This window comes from Luteitalea sp. (genome assembly GCF_044337415.1).
GTDB lineage: Bacteria > Acidobacteriota > Vicinamibacteria > Vicinamibacterales > Vicinamibacteraceae > Luteitalea.
In genome coordinates this window covers 33,800-49,204 of sequence record NZ_JBIINP010000003.1, presented here as the reverse complement: position 1 = coordinate 49,204, position 15,405 = coordinate 33,800, and the positions used below count along the sequence as shown (strand labels likewise).

19 protein-coding genes are annotated in these 15,405 nt (G+C 69.4%); 6 read left to right on the top strand and 13 right to left on the bottom strand.

Annotated elements, in window-relative coordinates; all coding sequences use genetic code 11:
- Window positions 1-27 precede the first annotated feature (27 nt).
- On the bottom strand, window positions 28-666 hold the full coding sequence (locus ACIRDX_RS01055) for a hypothetical protein (protein ID WP_396623541.1): 639 nt from the start codon (window positions 664-666) through the stop codon (window positions 28-30).
- A 193-nt stretch (window positions 667-859) separates the two neighbouring features.
- On the opposite strand from ACIRDX_RS01055, the gene ACIRDX_RS01050 reads away from it, so the two are divergent.
- The 6 genes from ACIRDX_RS01050 (at window position 860) to ACIRDX_RS01025 (ending at window position 6,182) form a co-directional block, all read left to right on the top strand.
- Window positions 860-1,675, top strand: a complete 816-nt coding sequence (locus tag ACIRDX_RS01050) for a flagellin (RefSeq protein WP_396623540.1) — start codon at window positions 860-862, stop codon at window positions 1,673-1,675.
- 217 nt (window positions 1,676-1,892) lie between these two features.
- A complete protein-coding gene (locus tag ACIRDX_RS01045) occupies window positions 1,893-2,699 on the top strand; it encodes a flagellin (protein WP_396623539.1) in 807 nt (268 codons plus the stop codon).
- Between the two features lie 222 nt (window positions 2,700-2,921).
- Entirely contained in the window at window positions 2,922-3,728 is an 807-nt protein-coding gene (locus ACIRDX_RS01040; RefSeq protein ID WP_396623538.1) for a flagellin, read from the top strand.
- Between the two features lie 167 nt (window positions 3,729-3,895).
- A complete protein-coding gene (gene fliD / locus ACIRDX_RS01035; protein WP_396623537.1) occupies window positions 3,896-5,227 on the top strand; it encodes a flagellar filament capping protein FliD in 1,332 nt (443 codons plus the stop codon).
- A 68-nt stretch (window positions 5,228-5,295) separates the two neighbouring features.
- Window positions 5,296-5,679: a flagellar export chaperone FliS gene (fliS, locus tag ACIRDX_RS01030; RefSeq protein ID WP_396623536.1), complete on the top strand. Its 384-nt coding sequence runs from the start codon at window positions 5,296-5,298 to the stop codon at window positions 5,677-5,679.
- Between the two features lie 32 nt (window positions 5,680-5,711).
- Window positions 5,712-6,182, top strand: a complete 471-nt coding sequence (locus ACIRDX_RS01025) for a hypothetical protein (RefSeq protein ID WP_396623535.1) — start codon at window positions 5,712-5,714, stop codon at window positions 6,180-6,182.
- 73 nt (window positions 6,183-6,255) lie between these two features.
- Here the strand turns inward: ACIRDX_RS01025 and ACIRDX_RS01020 are convergent, their stop codons facing one another.
- The 12 genes from ACIRDX_RS01020 to flgG form a co-directional block, all read right to left on the bottom strand.
- The gene (locus ACIRDX_RS01020) at window positions 6,256-7,203 is read right to left on the bottom strand and encodes a GNAT family N-acetyltransferase (RefSeq protein WP_396623534.1); all 948 of its coding nucleotides are present in this window, start codon (window positions 7,201-7,203) and stop codon (window positions 6,256-6,258) included.
- Window positions 7,200-7,439 (bottom strand): carbon storage regulator CsrA, encoded by a 240-nt coding sequence (gene csrA, locus ACIRDX_RS01015; RefSeq protein ID WP_396623533.1) that lies wholly within the window; start codon window positions 7,437-7,439, stop codon window positions 7,200-7,202. The genes ACIRDX_RS01020 and csrA overlap by 4 nt, the downstream gene beginning before the upstream one ends.
- 16 nt (window positions 7,440-7,455) lie before the next feature.
- A complete protein-coding gene (fliW, locus tag ACIRDX_RS01010) occupies window positions 7,456-7,908 on the bottom strand; it encodes a flagellar assembly protein FliW (protein ID WP_396623532.1) in 453 nt (150 codons plus the stop codon).
- Window positions 7,908-8,798, bottom strand: a complete 891-nt coding sequence (flgL, locus tag ACIRDX_RS01005; RefSeq protein WP_396623531.1) for a flagellar hook-associated protein FlgL — start codon at window positions 8,796-8,798, stop codon at window positions 7,908-7,910. Before flgL ends, fliW begins: the two co-directional genes overlap by 1 nt.
- A gap of 12 nt (window positions 8,799-8,810) precedes the next feature.
- Window positions 8,811-10,178 (bottom strand): flagellar hook-associated protein FlgK, encoded by a 1,368-nt coding sequence (flgK, locus tag ACIRDX_RS01000; protein WP_396623530.1) that lies wholly within the window; start codon window positions 10,176-10,178, stop codon window positions 8,811-8,813.
- Window positions 10,178-10,540, bottom strand: coding sequence for a hypothetical protein (locus ACIRDX_RS00995; protein WP_396623529.1), 363 nt, complete (start codon window positions 10,538-10,540; stop codon window positions 10,178-10,180). The genes flgK and ACIRDX_RS00995 overlap by 1 nt, the downstream gene beginning before the upstream one ends.
- A gap of 42 nt (window positions 10,541-10,582) precedes the next feature.
- The gene (flgM, locus tag ACIRDX_RS00990; protein ID WP_396623528.1) at window positions 10,583-10,879 is read right to left on the bottom strand and encodes a flagellar biosynthesis anti-sigma factor FlgM; all 297 of its coding nucleotides are present in this window, start codon (window positions 10,877-10,879) and stop codon (window positions 10,583-10,585) included.
- 60 nt (window positions 10,880-10,939) lie between these two features.
- A complete protein-coding gene (locus tag ACIRDX_RS00985; RefSeq protein WP_396623527.1) occupies window positions 10,940-11,845 on the bottom strand; it encodes a peptidoglycan DD-metalloendopeptidase family protein in 906 nt (301 codons plus the stop codon).
- 24 nt (window positions 11,846-11,869) lie between these two features.
- Entirely contained in the window at window positions 11,870-12,973 is a 1,104-nt protein-coding gene (locus ACIRDX_RS00980) for a flagellar basal body P-ring protein FlgI (protein ID WP_396623579.1), read from the bottom strand.
- A 153-nt stretch (window positions 12,974-13,126) separates the two neighbouring features.
- Entirely contained in the window at window positions 13,127-13,846 is a 720-nt protein-coding gene (locus tag ACIRDX_RS00975; RefSeq protein WP_396623526.1) for a flagellar basal body L-ring protein FlgH, read from the bottom strand.
- Window positions 13,836-14,540, bottom strand: coding sequence for a flagellar basal body P-ring formation chaperone FlgA (flgA, locus tag ACIRDX_RS00970; protein ID WP_396623525.1), 705 nt, complete (start codon window positions 14,538-14,540; stop codon window positions 13,836-13,838). The genes ACIRDX_RS00975 and flgA overlap by 11 nt, the downstream gene beginning before the upstream one ends.
- Window positions 14,541-14,556: 16 nt before the next feature.
- Entirely contained in the window at window positions 14,557-15,345 is a 789-nt protein-coding gene (gene flgG / locus ACIRDX_RS00965; protein WP_396623524.1) for a flagellar basal-body rod protein FlgG, read from the bottom strand.
- Between the last annotated feature and the right edge of the window lie 60 nt (window positions 15,346-15,405).

The following is a 15,405-nucleotide window of genomic DNA, read 5'->3' as shown; positions in this document are numbered from 1 at the left end:
CGTCTCTGATCGGCTCGCGTGGAGGCGTCAGGCCACCGGTGCGGGTTGCAGGGCCTGCAACTCCACCTGGCCCTCGGCCAGCCTGACCTGCCAGGCCGCCAGGGCCTGCGTCAGGTCGTGATCCAGCACGTCGGCGGCGGCGACCCAATCGCCGTCCTGCGCTGCGAGGGTGAGTTCGACCACCACCCTGTCAATCTCGGCCACATCGTCCCCCAACCAGTCGGTCGGTGCCAAGCCTGCCTGTCGGGCCCAGAGGTCCGCCGTGTGGACGAGGGCAGCCAGCAGGGCCAGGTTGTCGGCCAGCGGGGCCAGTTGCTCGCTGGCGGCGGCCCCGTCGGCGCCGCGGACGGCGGCCGCCAGGCTGCGCGCCTCCTGGGTCAGGTCGGGCAGGTACCGCAGCGCGTCGCCGAGCGCCGAGGCCGCCATCTCCCCTGCCGGTGTGGTGTCGACATCGAGGGCGTCGTCACCGTGCAGGGTCCGCCCGAGCACATCGGGCTCCCGGAATGCCGGTTCGTCGACACCATTGATGCGGACGGCCGTCACTATGCGCTTGCCCTGGCCGAGCACCGGTTCGATGGCCGACAGCACCGCATCGACGGTAATCGGCACGTTCACGTCGGGGATTAACGTGGAATCTACGCGAAGTGTGAGCATCAAGGTCTCCATGCTGCCTCAGGGTGGAGCAAACGGGAGGCCAGCTCCTGATCGGGCCCGCAAGGTCGGCACGGAAGTTGGATTGTCCCGGTGCGGCAGGTGAACGGGTGGTGTGCGGGGCGTGTGCGCCTACCGCTCATGTCCCGCACATCCCGGCCGATTCCCCTTGTGAGCCCCTTAAGGCTCCGTACCCGGAGGAGTAAGCATGGCGTCGTTCTCGGTCGTCACCAATGTGTCTGCGGTCAACGCGCAGGCCAACCTGTACCAGACCAACATCGGGCTGCGACAGGCCCTCACCCGCGTCTCGAGCGGGTACCGCATCAACTACTCGGGCGATGACGCCGCCGGCCTGGCGGTCGCGAACCGCTATCGCTCCGACGTCTCCGTCCTGCAGCAGGGCGTGCGCAACGCCAACGACGGCCTGTCCGACCTGCAGATCAAGGACGGCGCCCTCGACAACATGTCCAAGCTCCTCGACCGCCTGGCCGTCCTCGCGACGCAGGCCGCGTCCGGCCAGACGACGACAGCCTCGCGCAACACCCTGAACGCCGAGTTCCTCGACGTCCTCGGCGAGATCACGCGCGAGTCCAACGTCGCGCGCCTCGACGTCGCGGGGGCATCGCAGGGCTTCTCCGTGTTCGTCAGCAGCAACGGCACCGACGGCGTCGTGGCCGGGACCATCGGCGACGTCGACATCACCTCGCTCGGCCTCGTCGGCCTCTCGATTGCCACCCAGACGGGCGCGCAGACGGCCGTCTCGACGGTCACGACCGCGATCACGAACCTGGGCGCGGTGCAGGGCCAGGTGGGCCAGCTCCAGAACCGCCTCACCTATGCCATCAACCTCGCGCAGAGCCAGATCGTGAACACCAAGGCCGCCGAGAGCCGCATCCGCGATGCCAACGTGGCCGAGGAGTCGGCCAACCTGACGCGGTACTCGATCCTGAACCAGTCCGGCATCGCCGCCCTGGCCCAGGCCAACCAGTCCACGAGCGCAGTCCTCTCGCTGCTCCGCGGCTGACGCCCGCGAGGACCTCCCCTCCTCCGGGGACACGCCCGTCGACGCCCACGCGCCGGCGGGCGTGCTCGTCTCCGGGGGCCTGACGGCGGCCGAGGCCGCCCCCGCCGCGCCGGATTAAAGGCTGGAGCGGCCCTGACGATTACCTTCCCGTACGGCACCAAGGATGGTGCTTTTCGAGCCCCAGCCCCGCGGGTTCCAACGGTCAAGGAGGATCGTCATGGCAAGTTTCTCGGTCGTCACCAACGTCGCCGCCAACAACGCCCAGGCCAACCTGTATGCGACCAACATCGGTCTGCGTACGGCCCTCACGCGCGTCAGCAGCGGCTTCCGCATCAACAACTCCGGTGACGACGCCGCCGGCCTGGCTGTGGCCAACGGCTACCGCTCGACCGTCGCGGTGCTCAACCAGGGCGTCCGCAACGCCAACGACGGCCTGTCCGACCTGCAGATCAAGGACGGCGCCCTCGACAACATCTCCAAGCTGCTCGATCGTCTCTCGACGCTGGCCACCCAGGCCGCCTCGGGCCAGACCACGTCCACGTCGCGCACGACCCTCGATGCCGAGTTCGACGACGTGCTCAACGAGATCAACCGTGAATCCAACGTGGCCAACCTCGCCACGGCGCAGGGCTTCTCGGTGTTCGTGAGCAACAACAGCACCAACGGCAAGGTCGGCGGCAGCATCAGCGCCGTGACCACCACCGCGCTCGGCATCTCCACCGGCGACCTGACCTCGCAGTCCGGCGCGCAGACCGCGGTCTCCTCGATCGCCTCGGCCGTCACCAGCCTCGGCACCGTGCAGGGCCAGGTCGGTCAGCTGCAGAACCGCCTCAGCTACGCCATCAGCCTCGCGCAGAGCCAGATCGTCAACAACAAGGCCGCCGACTCGCGCATCCGCGATGCCAACATCGCCGAAGAGTCGGCCAACCTGACTCGCTTCTCCATCCTGAACCAGTCCGGCATCGCCGCCCTGGCCCAGGCCAACGGCCAGACCTCCGCGGTCCTCTCGCTGCTCCGCGCCTAGGCCGTCCTCGCACGCGATACCTGACTCGGCGGGCCGCCGGGATCCTCGGATCCCGGCGGCCCGCTGCTGTTGTGGGCTGGGCGACGGCACCCACCACATGATGGATAGCTGAACGTTAAAGCCGCCAGTGATTGGGCCGATTACTTCCCCGACAACGGCACCGTGAAGGGTGCTACCGGACTCGCAGGGACGCGAGACCGACTCGTTTCAAGGAGGATCATCATGGCAAGTTTCTCGGTCGTCACCAACGTCGCCGCCAACAACGCCAAGGCCAACCTGTACTCGACCAACATCGGTCTGCGTACGGCCCTCACGCGCGTCAGCAGCGGCTTCCGCATCAACGACTCCGGTGACGACGCCGCCGGGCTCGCGGTGGCCAACGGCTACCGCTCGACCGTCGCGGTGCTCAACCAGGGCGTCCGCAACGCCAACGACGGCCTGTCCGATCTCCAGATCAAGGACGGCGCCCTCGACAACATCTCCAAGCTGCTCGACCGCCTCTCGACGCTGGCCACCCAGGCCGCCTCGGGCCAGACCAGCTCCACCTCGCGCACGACCCTCGATGCCGAGTTCGACGACGTGCTCAACGAGATCAACCGCGAGTCCAACGTGGCCGGCCTCGCCTCGGCGCAGGGCTTCTCGGTGTTCGTGAGCAACAACAGCACCAACGGCAAGATCGGCCGCAGCATCGACGCCGTGACCACCACCGCGCTCAGCATCGGCTCGCTCGACCTGACGTCGCAGTCCGGCGCGCAGACCGCGGTCTCCTCGATCGCCTCGGCCGTCACCAGCCTCGGCACCGTGCAGGGCCAGGTCGGTCAGCTGCAGAACCGCCTCAGCTACGCCATCAGCCTCGCGCAGAGCCAGATCGTCAACAACAAGGCCGCCGAATCGCGCATCCGCGATGCCAACATCGCCGAAGAGTCGGCCAACCTGACCCGCTTCTCCATCCTGAACCAGTCCGGCATCGCCGCCCTGGCCCAGGCCAACGGCCAGACCTCCGCGGTCCTCTCGCTGCTCCGCGGCTAAGGATTCGCACCGTAGCGCCGGTCGGGCACCTCCGGGCCCGGCCGGCGCCTTTTTCCCTCCGCCACACCGCCCCAGCCCCCCAAATCCGCCACGGCCACTACAGCTTCCCGCTACACTGCCGATTCAGGGAATAGACGCCCGGAATCGGACGTCGGAGGCGTGCGTCCATGAGCAGTCCCATTACGCTGAGCGGGTTCAACAACATCGACTTCAACAGCATCGTCGAGGCGCTGTATCAGCAGGAACGGCAACCCGTCCTGCAGTTGCAGACGCAGCAGGCGCAGCTCGAGAAGCAGAAGACCGCCTACGGGACCCTGGCCACACGCCTGAGCGCCGTCGAATCGGCGGCCCAGGACCTCGCCTCGTCGGTGGCCTTCACCGGCGCGTCGGCGTCGGTCAGCCGCGAGTCCACCGTGAAGGCCAGCGCCAGCAACGGCGCCGCGACCGGCAGCTACAGCCTCACGGTGAGCCAGCTCGCCCGCGCGCAGGTCACCGCGACCAACGGCACGACGCCCGACGCCGACACCACCGTGGTCGCCACGGGCGGTTCGCTGGTCATCGGGGGCAAGACCGTGACGGTGGGCAGCGGCGTCACGCTGAAGGGACTGGCGACAGCCATCAACGAGACCGCCGACATCGGCGTGACGGCGTCGGTGGTGCGTTCGACCGGCGGGGCCTACCAGCTCGTACTCACCGGCAAGGAGACAGGCGCGGCCAACAGCTTCAGCGTCACCAACTCCCTGACGGGCGGTGCCGGCGTCAGCTTCGCGCCCGCCAACGCCCAGACCGCGCAGGACGCCGCGTTCACCATCAACAACGTGGCCGTCACCAGCGCGTCGAACACCGTCGAGGATGCCATTCCCGGCGTCCTGCTGACGCTCCAGGAAGAGACGGCTGCGCCGGTGGTCATCACCATCACCGCGGACCTCTCGTCGGTCGAGGGCCTCGTGAAGAAGTTCACGAGCGCCTACAACGACCTGCAGGCCTTCATCGACCAGCAGACCAAGGCCTACGCCAGCAAGGAGCGCGACAACATCGGCGGCGACCCGCTGGTGCGGCAGCTGCGCAACAGCATGAGCCGGGTGGTGTCGGGCGAGATCGCCACGGGCGACACCTTCACCTCGCTCTCGCAGGTCGGCCTGACCTTCAACCGGGCCGGCCAGCTCGAGTTCCGGAACGCCGAGTTGCAGACGGCCCTGTCCTCCAACCGGGCAGGCGTCATCGCCCTGTTCCAGGGCGCCAGTGGTTCTGACGGGGCGTTCGACAAGATCAAGTCGGCCATCTCGAACTACACCTCGAGCGGCGGACTGCTCCCCAACGCCCGCACCCGGCTCGACGATCAGCTGGGCAAGCTGGGCAGCCGCATCAGCGAAATGGAGCGCCGGCTCGCCATCCGCAAGGAAGCATTGCAGAAGGAGTTCGTTGCGGCCGATTTGGCGATCGCGCAGCTGAACTCGTCCAAGAGCCAGCTGGGGTCGCTCTCATCCTCGCTCTTCTGACGGTACCCGGACCACCGACCATGTCGACACTTCTGGCATACGCCGCTCCCCTCAGCCCGAATCCTGTCATGTACAACAAGGGTGCCCAGGCCTATCTGCAAACGCAGGTCCAGTCACGCACGCCGGTCGAACTCGTGGTCATGCTGTACGACGGGGCCATCAAGTTCCTCGGGCAGGCGCGCGACGCCATGGCGGCGCGCGACATGAAGGCCAAGCGTGATGCGATGTCGCGTGGCCTGGCCATCGTGCAGGAACTGCAGAACATGTTGAACATGGAGGCCGGCGGCGAGGTTGCCGAGCGGCTCGACGCCCTCTACACTTACATCCTCGGTCGGTGCTACGAGGCCAATCAGCAGCGCGACCCGGCCGGCCTCGACGAAGCCATCAAGCTGCTGACCCCACTGCGCGACGCGTGGGCCGACGTGGCGCAGAACCCGAACCAGGCCGGCTGACCCGCCGCCTGCACCGACGGAGGTTGCGTCCAATGACTGCCGATCTCTCGCTGGTGCTGGCCGACTACCGCACGGGGCTCGACACGGAGCTGTCCGTTCTGGCCCAGTTGCTCGACCTCGCCATTCGCCAGCGGGCATTGCCAGAGCCTGCCTCGCCGGAGGCCCTCACGGCGCTCGCGCTCGAACGTGAGCGCCTGCTGGCGACGCTGGCAGGCCTCGAGCAACAGGTCCTCCCCCTCCGTACCCACCTGGCGGCCCACGTGGCGGTCGTTCGCCAGATGCCCGGCTATGCGGGTGTCGCCGAACGCCACCAGCGCGCCGCGTCCCTCATCGCCGACATCGCGCGACTCGACGACGAGAGCCTCGAGGCGCTGCAGCGTGCCGAACAGGACCGCCGTGCAGCCGCTCATAGCCTCGAGACCGGCGAGGCCACCCTGGCGGCCTACCGCCGCACGCTGCAGCAGCCACAGGCCCCGGCAGGCTTTTTCACCCAGCGCGGCTGAGCGCAGCTCGGGCTCAGGGCTCGAGCCTCAAGCCCCCAGCCCCCAGTCTCGAGGAATTGGGCCAGCGGCCGCTTCAGGCGCTGACGGCTGCGGTGGGCGTGAGGACGCGGCGGCCCAGGGGCCGTTCGGCGTGGAGGAAGTAGCCGGTCGGGACGAAGCCGCGCGCGTCGTACAGCGCGCGGGCGTGGACGTTGTCCTCGCTCACCAGCAACGTGGCGACGGCACGCTCGTGCGACACGCCCCACGACAGCATCGCGTCGAGCAGGCGGCTGGCCAGGTGCTGCCGACGCGCCGACGGATCGACCACGATCTGCGCCAGGTGCAGTGTGCGCTCCGAGAGCGCCGTCACGATGGCCGCCCCACTGAGCTGCCCCGGCAGGGCGCCAGGCAACACGTGACTGGCCTCCGGCAGGAACTGCCCCAGCGCCGCGCCACGGGTCAGCTGACCGAGGTACTGCGCCCATTCATCGAGACGGCCGTGCGGCGCGAAGCACCGCGCGCCAGGCACCCCGGCGTACCCGCGCGAGAACAGGCGTACGAGGTCGGGGCCATCATCGTCGGTCAGTGGACGGAGGGCGGGGTCGATGGGCCTCTGGCAGCTGCGGTCGAGCGCGCGGCGGAGGTACCAGTACCGCGTCACGGAGAAGCGGCGCCGTTGCAGGGCGCTCTCGCACGCGGGGCTGTCGGGAAACACGAACAGCAGGACGTCGTGTGCGAGCGAGGCCTCTGGCGTCTTGAAGATGGCGTCGAGCAGGAGGCGCAGGCCGTCGGCCGTGCGCGCCTGCAGCGCCCCGACCTGCAGCACCCCATGCTGCACGAGGAAGTACGTCCAGCCGACGATGCTCTGCCCTGGCCCGCGCACGACGAGGCCGGGCAAGGTGCCGGCGGCGCGGGCCTGTTCGAGGATCTGCAGCGACGGCTCGAGGTCCCACTGCAGCCCCGTGAACCAGCGGGACTTCTCTGCCTCGTAGACCGGGAGCATGGCTCCGGCCGGCAGGTTCCGCCAGTCGTCGAGTCTCATGAGGCGCCGCCCGAGGCCTTGGGCAAGTGCGCGAGCGCCGACGGCAGCCCCGTGGGCGCCGCCGCGCGGCGGTTCTCCTCGCGAATCTGGTCGTAGACCTCCTGGCGATGCACGGGCACGTCGGCCGGTGCGGTCACCCCGAGGCGCACCGCATCCTTGCTGACCCGGAGGACGCGGATCTCGATGCCATCGGCCACGATGATCGCTTCGTTGCGACGACGCGTGAAGACGAGCACGACAGGCGTTCCTTGCTCAAGACAGCTGCGTGAGTTCGTAACGCAGCGGGTAGAGGCTGTTGGAGGGCATCAGCTGGTAGCCCAGCATCCGCGCAGGGTTGATCACGATGGGCGCGCGCAGGTTGACGACGGTCTGCTCGGCCTGGACGGTCACCACGGCCAGCCACACGAGGGCGTCCTCGTCGGGGTCGCCCAGCCGCGCGCGATCGACGTCGGACAGCCCCGAGCGGTAGTCGGGGAACGCGCGTCGCGGATCGACGGCGAGGAACGACGCCGATGGTCCCTCGACCGACTGGAGACACTTGAACGGCTCGAGCTCGCGCGACGAGAGCACCACGAACTGGCGGCACTCCTCGAAGCCGGGCAGGCCAGCGGGAAACGACACCACGTCGGACGGAGCCACGTCGAAGGTGCCGAAGGCGGTGTCGACGCGGATGGCGCCGGACGGCGGCTGTTCGGGTGCGGTCATCACAGGTAATCCATGAGCGAGCGCTTCTGGTTCTGGCCCGCCGCCGCGATGGCGGCCTGCTGGGCCTGCTGGGCCCGCGTCATCTCGGAGATCGCCTCGGCGAGGCTGATCTCCTCGGCCTGCGAGCGGCGGGTATCGCTCGCGCGGCGCAACTCGTCGAGGCGCAGTTTCTCGGCCGGCAGCGCACTGAGGGTCGCGCCCACGCGCCCCTGCGACGTGGTCACGTTGTCGAACACGCCCTGCAGGTCCACGAGACCGGCGTCCACGCCCGCCATGTTGCCGGCGCGCACCGCTGCCGCGAGGGCGTCGAGCGTCTGGAACACGTCCCCCGGCCCGCCCTGGAGCAAGCTGCCGCCATCGACCGTCACGGCCGCCGACGACGTGCGCGAGACGTCGACCTTCACCACGGTGGCATCGCCCTGGTAGGCCGACACGACACTCCCCGCCTTGGTGTAGGGCGCTGCCGAGGTGTCGGCGCCGGCAAACAGGTAGATGCCGCGGTAACTGGTGTTGATGGCCGTGAAGATGGCTTCCTTGGTGCCCTCGATCTCGAGCGCCACCGCCTCGCGCTGCTGCGGCGTGAGGATGGTGGTGCGGCCCTGCGCGGCCTTGCTCTGGGCCGTCGTGATGCTCGAGATGATGTCGGACAGGACGGAGTCGGCGACGCGGAGTCGCGAGTCGACCGAGTCGTTGGCGTCGCGATAGCGGTCGGTAGCGCGAATCTCGGCCCGCTCGCGCAGGCCGGTCGCCGCAGCCGACGGATCGTCGCTCGCCTGCTGGATCCGGCGCCCCGACGAGACCTGCTGCTGGGCGCGCGCGAAGGCCTCGGCCGTCGCCTGGATGTCGGTGAGCGAGTTCCGGAAGATCGTGTTGTTGGTGACGCGGTACATGGCGGCCTCGCGCTAGCGCTTCAGGGACAGCAGCGTCTCGATCGTCTGGTCGATGACCGAGAAGAACCGGGCGTTGGCCTCGTAGGCGCGCTGGTAGCGCAGCATCATCGCGGCCTCTTCGTCGATCGACACGCCCGACACGCTGTCGCGCAGCTGCTCGATCTGGTTGATGATTTCCTGCCGGCTCGCCTGCTCGGACTCGGCGCGGTTGACGTCGGCGCCGACGTCGTACACCAGCGCCGCCCAGGCCTCGGACGGCGTGTCGCCATTGACGATGCCGGCGTCGCGGAGGTCGGCCAGCTTGCGGGCCACCTGGTTGTCGCCCGTTGCCGCGACACCCGCTGCGGCCAGCCGCGAGGGGTTGGCCATCAGCGTCGGATCCATCGTGAGGGCCGCCGCAGCGCCCGCCACCGCCGCAGGCGGCGTGAAGAAGTTCCCACCGGCCGTGCCAGTCAGATCGAAGCCCGTGGCGTGCAACGCGTTGACCTCGGTGGCCACCGAGTACGCGAGTTGGTCCAGCTTGGCCTGATACCCGGGAATCTCGACGTCGCGCACGCGCAGCATGCCGCCGAGGTGACCATCGCCGAGTTCCGCGGTGATGTCGGTGCCGTCAGCGGCCTGGATGCGCGCGAATCCGCTCGGCATGCCGGGCACGGCCGACAGCGGATAGCTTTCGGCGCCGACGACGAGCGCCCGGCCGCTCCGCGTCGAGATCTGCACGGTGCCATCGCCCAGTTCGAGCACCTGCGTCCCGAGGATCCCCGAGAGTTCCTTGATGGCTTCGGTCTGCTCGTCGCGCAGGTGCAGCGTCTGCGACGACGGCGAGGACGCGATCGACTTGTTGAGGGCTGCGATGCGGGTCGTGAGCTCGTTGATGTTCTCGACGTCCTCGATCACGCGCTGGTCGGTCGCCTTGGCGGCGTCGGCCAGGCGACTGGCCATCCCGTTGAACGACCGCGCCAGGCCCTCCCCTTCCGCCAGGACCTGCTGCCGGGCCGTGGCCGACGTGGGGGCCTCGGCCAGTTCGGCAAAGGCGTCGAAGAAGTCCTCGAGGTCGGCATCGACCGAACTGCCGGGCTTGCCGAGGGCCACTTCCGCCATGCCGAGTGACACGGCCATCGCCGCCTGCTGCTGCTCGAGGGGCGATTCGTCGAACAGGCGCTGGTCGTACAGGCGGTCGCGCATCGAGCGCACACCGAGCACCTCGACGCCGATGCCGGCCGAGAAGCGGTCGGGAGGCGCCACGGCGCCGAAGTCGGCGACGCGCTTGCTGTATCCGGGCGTGTTGACGTTGGCGAGGTTGTTGCCCGTCACGTCCAGGCCGAAGCGCTGGGCGTCGAGGGCCTTGGACGTCATCCCCAGCATGCCGAAGAGCGACATCAGCCTCTCGCAGTCAGGAAGGCGCCCCCACCGGGGGCCGTGAGGGGGCGACCCACGGGCGTGTAGCCGCGCGGGGCGTCGGGAACGGCGGGCTGGAGCCCCGTGAGGAGCGACAGGGAGAAGCCCAGACGACGACAGCGGGCGAGGGCCGCGGTCACGGCCACCGCCTGCGCGGGGGCCAGTGTGTCCCCGGACCGGACGGCGTCGGCAGCGGCCTCCGTGAAGGCCTGCGCCTGCGCCTGGATCTCGTGTTCGCTGGCCTCGATCGCCTCCGGGCGAACCTGCGCCAGCGCTTCGGCGAGCGCCTCGAGGGCCTGCCCCAGGGCGTGCGCCGTCGTGCTCAGTCGGGATGTCTCAGTCACACCCCACGCTCCGCGTTCCGGCCGGGGGAACGCCCCCCGGCCCTACTTCGACAGCAAGCTGTCGATCAGGCGGTCCGCGAGTCGGCCGGCATCGTTGCCGACCTGTCCGGCCGCCAGTTTGGCCTTCGCACGGTCAACGACATCCTGCCGAATCTCCGGGGCCTTGTTGGCGGCTTCCACCGCCTTGCCGAGCAGGCGCGCATCGGCCGAGACCTCGACGCGGTCTCCCCCGTCGGCCTTGCCGCGTGCTTCCTGCGCCCGCTGCTGGCTGGCCTTCTGGACCTGCTGGGTCTGGCCTGCGTCCTGTGCGCCCGAGGGGCGATCGCCCTGAATCTTCATCGTCTACTCCTGTCGCGCACGGCGGGACAGCCGGCGCTTGTACCAGGAATCGGCAGCCGTTCACTGACCTTTAATGTCACTCGTCAAATTCCTGACGAACTGTTCCGGGTCCACCCGGCGCCCTGCCTGCATCACCTCGAAGTGCAGGTGCGGCCCGGTCGATCGGCCCGTGCTGCCGACCCGTCCGACCTGCTGTCCCTGCGTCACGGTGTCCCCCGCCTTGACGTCCAGCGAGGAGAGGTGGGCATACCGTGACTCGAATCCGTTGGCGTGCCTGACAACGACCGTCAGGCCGTAGCCACCCTGCTCCTGGGCCGTGACCACCGTGCCGCCAGCTGCAGCAGGCACCGTGGTGCCATATCTCGCTGCAAGGTCGATGCCGCCGTGGAACTTCGACTGGCCCTTGAACGGATCGGACCGCCACCCGTACGTCGAACTCACGCGACCGGCCATTTCCAGCGAAATCTCGGTCGGGTCGCCTTCGTCGTGGCCGCCAGAGGCCGGCGTGAGCGGTCGGATTGCCGACACTGCAGCGGGCGTGGCAGTCAGGCCGCCGGCACGTGCGGAGGATCCCGCTCCGACCGAGGCCGGTGCGGTCACCGGCAGGCCCTCGGTGCGCGGCAACACGGAGCCGGGCGCCACCGCCGACTGCTGGCGCTCCCAGGCCTGCACCATCATCGGCGTCAGGCCCATGCCTCCGGCCTTGGCCAGGTGCAGCGCCAGTTCGCTGTCGATGGTCGAGCTGTAGGTCTCGTTGCCCAGCCCCTCCCCCTCGGCCCCCTCGTCGAGCAGCGACTTGCGCATCTGCTTGATCATCTCGAGCATCAGCATCGACTCGAACTGGGCGGCCAGTTCCGACAGCTTCTCGCGCTCGGCGGCCGGCGTGGCCTTCTGGTCGAGCGTGGTGAGGCGATCGGGCCCGGGCGCGGGCAGCGAGATCGAGGTGGGACGGGCGTCGACGGACATGGCGGGCTCGAAGCGCGTCGGGCGCTAGATGACGACGATCTCCGCGCGCAGCGAGCCGGCCGCCTTGAGTGCCTGCACGATGGCGATGATGTCGCGCGGCGTGACGCCGAGCGAGTTCAGCGCGCGCACCACGGCGTCGAGCGTGACGCCCTCCTCGAGGGCGATCAGCCGCGCATCGCGTTCACGCACGTCGACCTGCTCGTTGGGCACGACCACCGTCTCGGCACGGTTGGGGGCGAAGCCGTTGGGCTGCGAGACGTCGAAGCGCGTGCTGATCTTCACCGAGAGGGATCCGTGCGCCACCGCGGCGGCCCCGAGGGTGACCAGCGCGCCGACCACGACCGTGCCGGTGCGCTCGTTGATGACCACGCGCGCCGGCGCGTCGGACTCGACGGGCAGCGGCTCGATGCGCGCCATCAGTTCGGGGACGTTCCCCTTGTAGTGGGCGGGCACGGTGATGGCCACGGTCGCAGGGTCGATGGCGCGGGCGGCGCCCATCCCGAGGGTCTGGTCGACCGCCGTGGCCAGCCGGGTGGCCGTCGAGAAGTCGGGCGTGTTGAGCGCGAGCATCACCTGGTCGCCGTCGGGCACCATGCCGCGCGGCTGCACCTGCACCAGCGCCCCGCCGGGCACGCGGCCCGCCGTGAGGTGGTTGACCTGCACGCTGTTGCCCTGCGTGCCGCCGCCGAAGCCGCCGAGCGTCAGCGCGCCTTGCGCCAGGGCGACCACCTGTCCGTCGGTGCCGCGCAGCGGCGTGGGCACGAGCGTCCCGCCCTGCAGGCTGCGCGCGTCGCCGATCGACGACACGGTGATGTCGAGTCGCACGCCCGGACGGGCGAAGGGCGGCAGCTCGGCACTCACGATGACGGCAGCCACGTTCTCCACCTTCATCATCAGGATCATCTCGGGCGTCATCATCACGCCGAAGCGCTCGAGGCTGTTGGCCAGCGACTGGTTGGAGAACATCGTCTGCCGCTTGTCGCCCGTACGGTTCAGGCCAATCACCAGGCCGTAGCCGATGAGAGGCGTGGGCTTCACGCCGACCAGCGAGGCGACGTCCTTGATCCGCATGGTGTTGGCGCTGCGCGCACCCAGGGGCGCCGAGCCTGCCACCAGCATCACCGCCATCACTGTCACCGCCATCATCCGAGCCATGTGTGTGCTCCGCTTCGACTCGCCCGACGCCCCGGCTTCCGCCGGCATGTCGCGCTCCCCCAGGACCTGAACGCTGCTGTCAGGCTCGGGAACGAGCCCCAGGCCCCAGCCCCTAGCCCCAAGCCCCTAGAAGATCTTGTTCATGATCCGGACCAGCCAGCCCGGCTTCAGGTTGTCCTTCATCAGCCCGCGTCCGTAGTACTGGATCCGCAGGTTGGCGATCTGCGTGGACACGACCTGGTTGTTGCGGCGCACATCCTGCGCGCGCACCACGCCGGTGAGCACCACCACCTGGCGCTCGCCATTGAGGTCGAGTTCCTTGACGCTCTCGAGCATCAGGTCGCCGTTGGGCAACACCTCGCTCACGCGCGCCGTCATCGTCGCGGTCAGCATGCTGGTCCGCGTCGTGGTGCCACTGCCCTTGAACGTCGTCTCGCTGTTGGTGCTCATCAGGTTCGACGGGTCGATCGACGAGGGGAACTTCGTCTCGAGGCCGAAGAGGGTCGGCACACCGGCGGTGCCGCTTCCCGCCTTGTCGAGCGCGGAATCGGCCGTGGCCGACGACTCGATGTTCTCGATGATGCGGACCGTGATCAGGTCGTTGACGCGCGACGCCCGGCGGTCCGACGTGAGGCCGGTGATCCACTCGATCGACGGCTCGTCGGTCGGGTTCGCCGCGGACGCGCGTGCCAGCACGCGGGCCGTCTCGAGGTGACGGGCGACCGCCGCGTCGTAGGCGTCGTTGGACGGCTTGCCGGGCAGCGGCGTCTGGGTCTGCGCGAGGGCCGTGCCGGCCCACACCAGCGACAGCGCCAGCGCCAGGACGACCGTCCGATTACGAGGCATGGAGGACCTCCACGAGCGCCTCTCCCACCACACGGGCGCGGAGACGCTTCTTGCTGTCGGGATTGACCACGATCACCGTCGCCCCGAGGGTGCCCGACTGCGCCGCGACGGCGCGTCCGCGCACCTCGAGCGCGCCGACCCGCGCGATGGTGACGACCTCGTCTCCCGAGTTGACCAGCGCCGGGACGACCGCCGCCACGCGGGTGACGATCTCGCCGGCCAGCAGCGCCTTGCGCGTGGTCAGGCCACGCACGGCCTCCAGGCCGGGCAACGGCGCCAGCGGCTGACGGCCCACATCGTCGCGGACCACCTCGAGCGCATCGGCGGTGAGGGCGTCGCCGATGGCGATCTTCTGGCGGGTGCGCACATGCGGTGCCACGACCTGCACCACCGCGCCGAGCCGCCCCACGCGGGCCGGCGTGCCGCCGCCCTCGCCGTACAGCACGAAGCGCACCGGTCCGCCGGTGCGGCTCGAGGGTTCCGGGACCGCGCGGACGATCGCCCCGGCGCCCGGCACCAGCGTGAGCACCGGGGACGACAGGGCGACGTCGGCATCGCCGCCGAATGCCTCGCGCACCGCACTGGTCGCGGCAGCCACGGCGGCCTCGACGTCGGCGGTCGCCGGCTGCGCCACCAGCGGCGCCGACAGCGACAGGCACGCGAGCACGACCGCAGCGACACGCGCGATCGGCACCCGAGGCGCGTGAGGGTCAGCGGGCAATGTTGTTCACCTGGGAGAGCATCTCGTCGGCGGTGCGAATGACCTTCGAGTTCGCCTCGTAGGCGCGCTGCCCGAGGATCATGTTGACCATCTCCTCGACGATGCTGACGTTGGACTCTTCGAGGAATCCCTGCTGCAGCGTGCCGAGTCCCTCGGTGCCCGGCAGGCCCGTGATCGCATCGCCCGACGCGGTCGTGACGGTGAACAGGTTGGAACCCATCGCATGCAGGCCCGCGGGATTCTGGAAGGCCGCGAGTTGGATGCTGCCGACCTGCTGCGGCGCGCTCTCACCCGCCACGGTGGCCGACACGATGCCGTCCTTCGAGATCGTCACCGACACGGCGTTGACGGGGATGGTGATGGACGGCTCGAGCAGGTAGCCCTCGTTGGTCACCAGGGTGCCCTCCTGGTTGACATGGAGGTTGCCCGAGCGCGTGAAGGCGGGTTGCCCGTCGGGCAGCGTCACCTGCAGGAAGCCGCGCCCCTCGATGGCGACGTCGTACGGCGCGTTGGTGGCGCGCAGGTTGCCGGAGGCGAAGTCGCGCGCGATGGCCACGGGCTTGGCGCCCAGGCCGAGTTCGATACCGACCGGCGCCTCCGCCGTCGCGTTGGTGGCGGTACCCGGGGCGCTGACCTGCTGGTACACCAGGTCCTCGAACTCGACGCGGCTCTTCTTGAAGCCAGACGTGTTCACGTTGGCCAGGTTGTGCGCGATGTTGTCGATGTTGGCCTGCTGGGCGTTCATGCCGCTCGCGGCGGTGTACATCGCTCGAATCATGTTCGTCCTCTTCCTGCCGATTACCGGGGGGCCGGGATCCGGACTCCGCCGGGTCACGGG

Excerpts from the sequence above, each read along its gene's own strand:
- ACIRDX_RS01040 (WP_396623538.1), top strand. The coding sequence starts at position 2,922 with ATGGCAAGTTTCTCGGTCGTCACCAACGTCGCCGCCAACAACGCCAAG.
- ACIRDX_RS01055 (WP_396623541.1), bottom strand. The coding sequence starts at position 666 with ATGGAGACCTTGATGCTCACACTTCGCGTAGATTCCACGTTAATCCCC.
- ACIRDX_RS00975 (WP_396623526.1), bottom strand. The coding sequence starts at position 13,846 with ATGCCTCGTAATCGGACGGTCGTCCTGGCGCTGGCGCTGTCGCTGGTG.
- ACIRDX_RS01025 (WP_396623535.1), top strand. The coding sequence starts at position 5,712 with ATGACTGCCGATCTCTCGCTGGTGCTGGCCGACTACCGCACGGGGCTC.
- flgL (WP_396623531.1), bottom strand. The coding sequence starts at position 8,798 with ATGTACCGCGTCACCAACAACACGATCTTCCGGAACTCGCTCACCGAC.
- flgG (WP_396623524.1), bottom strand. The coding sequence starts at position 15,345 with ATGATTCGAGCGATGTACACCGCCGCGAGCGGCATGAACGCCCAGCAG.
- fliW (WP_396623532.1), bottom strand. The coding sequence starts at position 7,908 with ATGACCGCACCCGAACAGCCGCCGTCCGGCGCCATCCGCGTCGACACC.
- flgK (WP_396623530.1), bottom strand. The coding sequence starts at position 10,178 with ATGTCGCTCTTCGGCATGCTGGGGATGACGTCCAAGGCCCTCGACGCC.
- ACIRDX_RS00985 (WP_396623527.1), bottom strand. The coding sequence starts at position 11,845 with ATGTCCGTCGACGCCCGTCCCACCTCGATCTCGCTGCCCGCGCCCGGG.
- fliD (WP_396623537.1), top strand. The coding sequence starts at position 3,896 with ATGAGCAGTCCCATTACGCTGAGCGGGTTCAACAACATCGACTTCAAC.
- ACIRDX_RS01045 (WP_396623539.1), top strand. The coding sequence starts at position 1,893 with ATGGCAAGTTTCTCGGTCGTCACCAACGTCGCCGCCAACAACGCCCAG.
- ACIRDX_RS00980 (WP_396623579.1), bottom strand. The coding sequence starts at position 12,973 with ATGGCGGTGATGCTGGTGGCAGGCTCGGCGCCCCTGGGTGCGCGCAGC.
- ACIRDX_RS01050 (WP_396623540.1), top strand. The coding sequence starts at position 860 with ATGGCGTCGTTCTCGGTCGTCACCAATGTGTCTGCGGTCAACGCGCAG.
- flgM (WP_396623528.1), bottom strand. The coding sequence starts at position 10,879 with ATGAAGATTCAGGGCGATCGCCCCTCGGGCGCACAGGACGCAGGCCAG.
- fliS (WP_396623536.1), top strand. The coding sequence starts at position 5,296 with ATGTACAACAAGGGTGCCCAGGCCTATCTGCAAACGCAGGTCCAGTCA.
- ACIRDX_RS01020 (WP_396623534.1), bottom strand. The coding sequence starts at position 7,203 with ATGAGACTCGACGACTGGCGGAACCTGCCGGCCGGAGCCATGCTCCCG.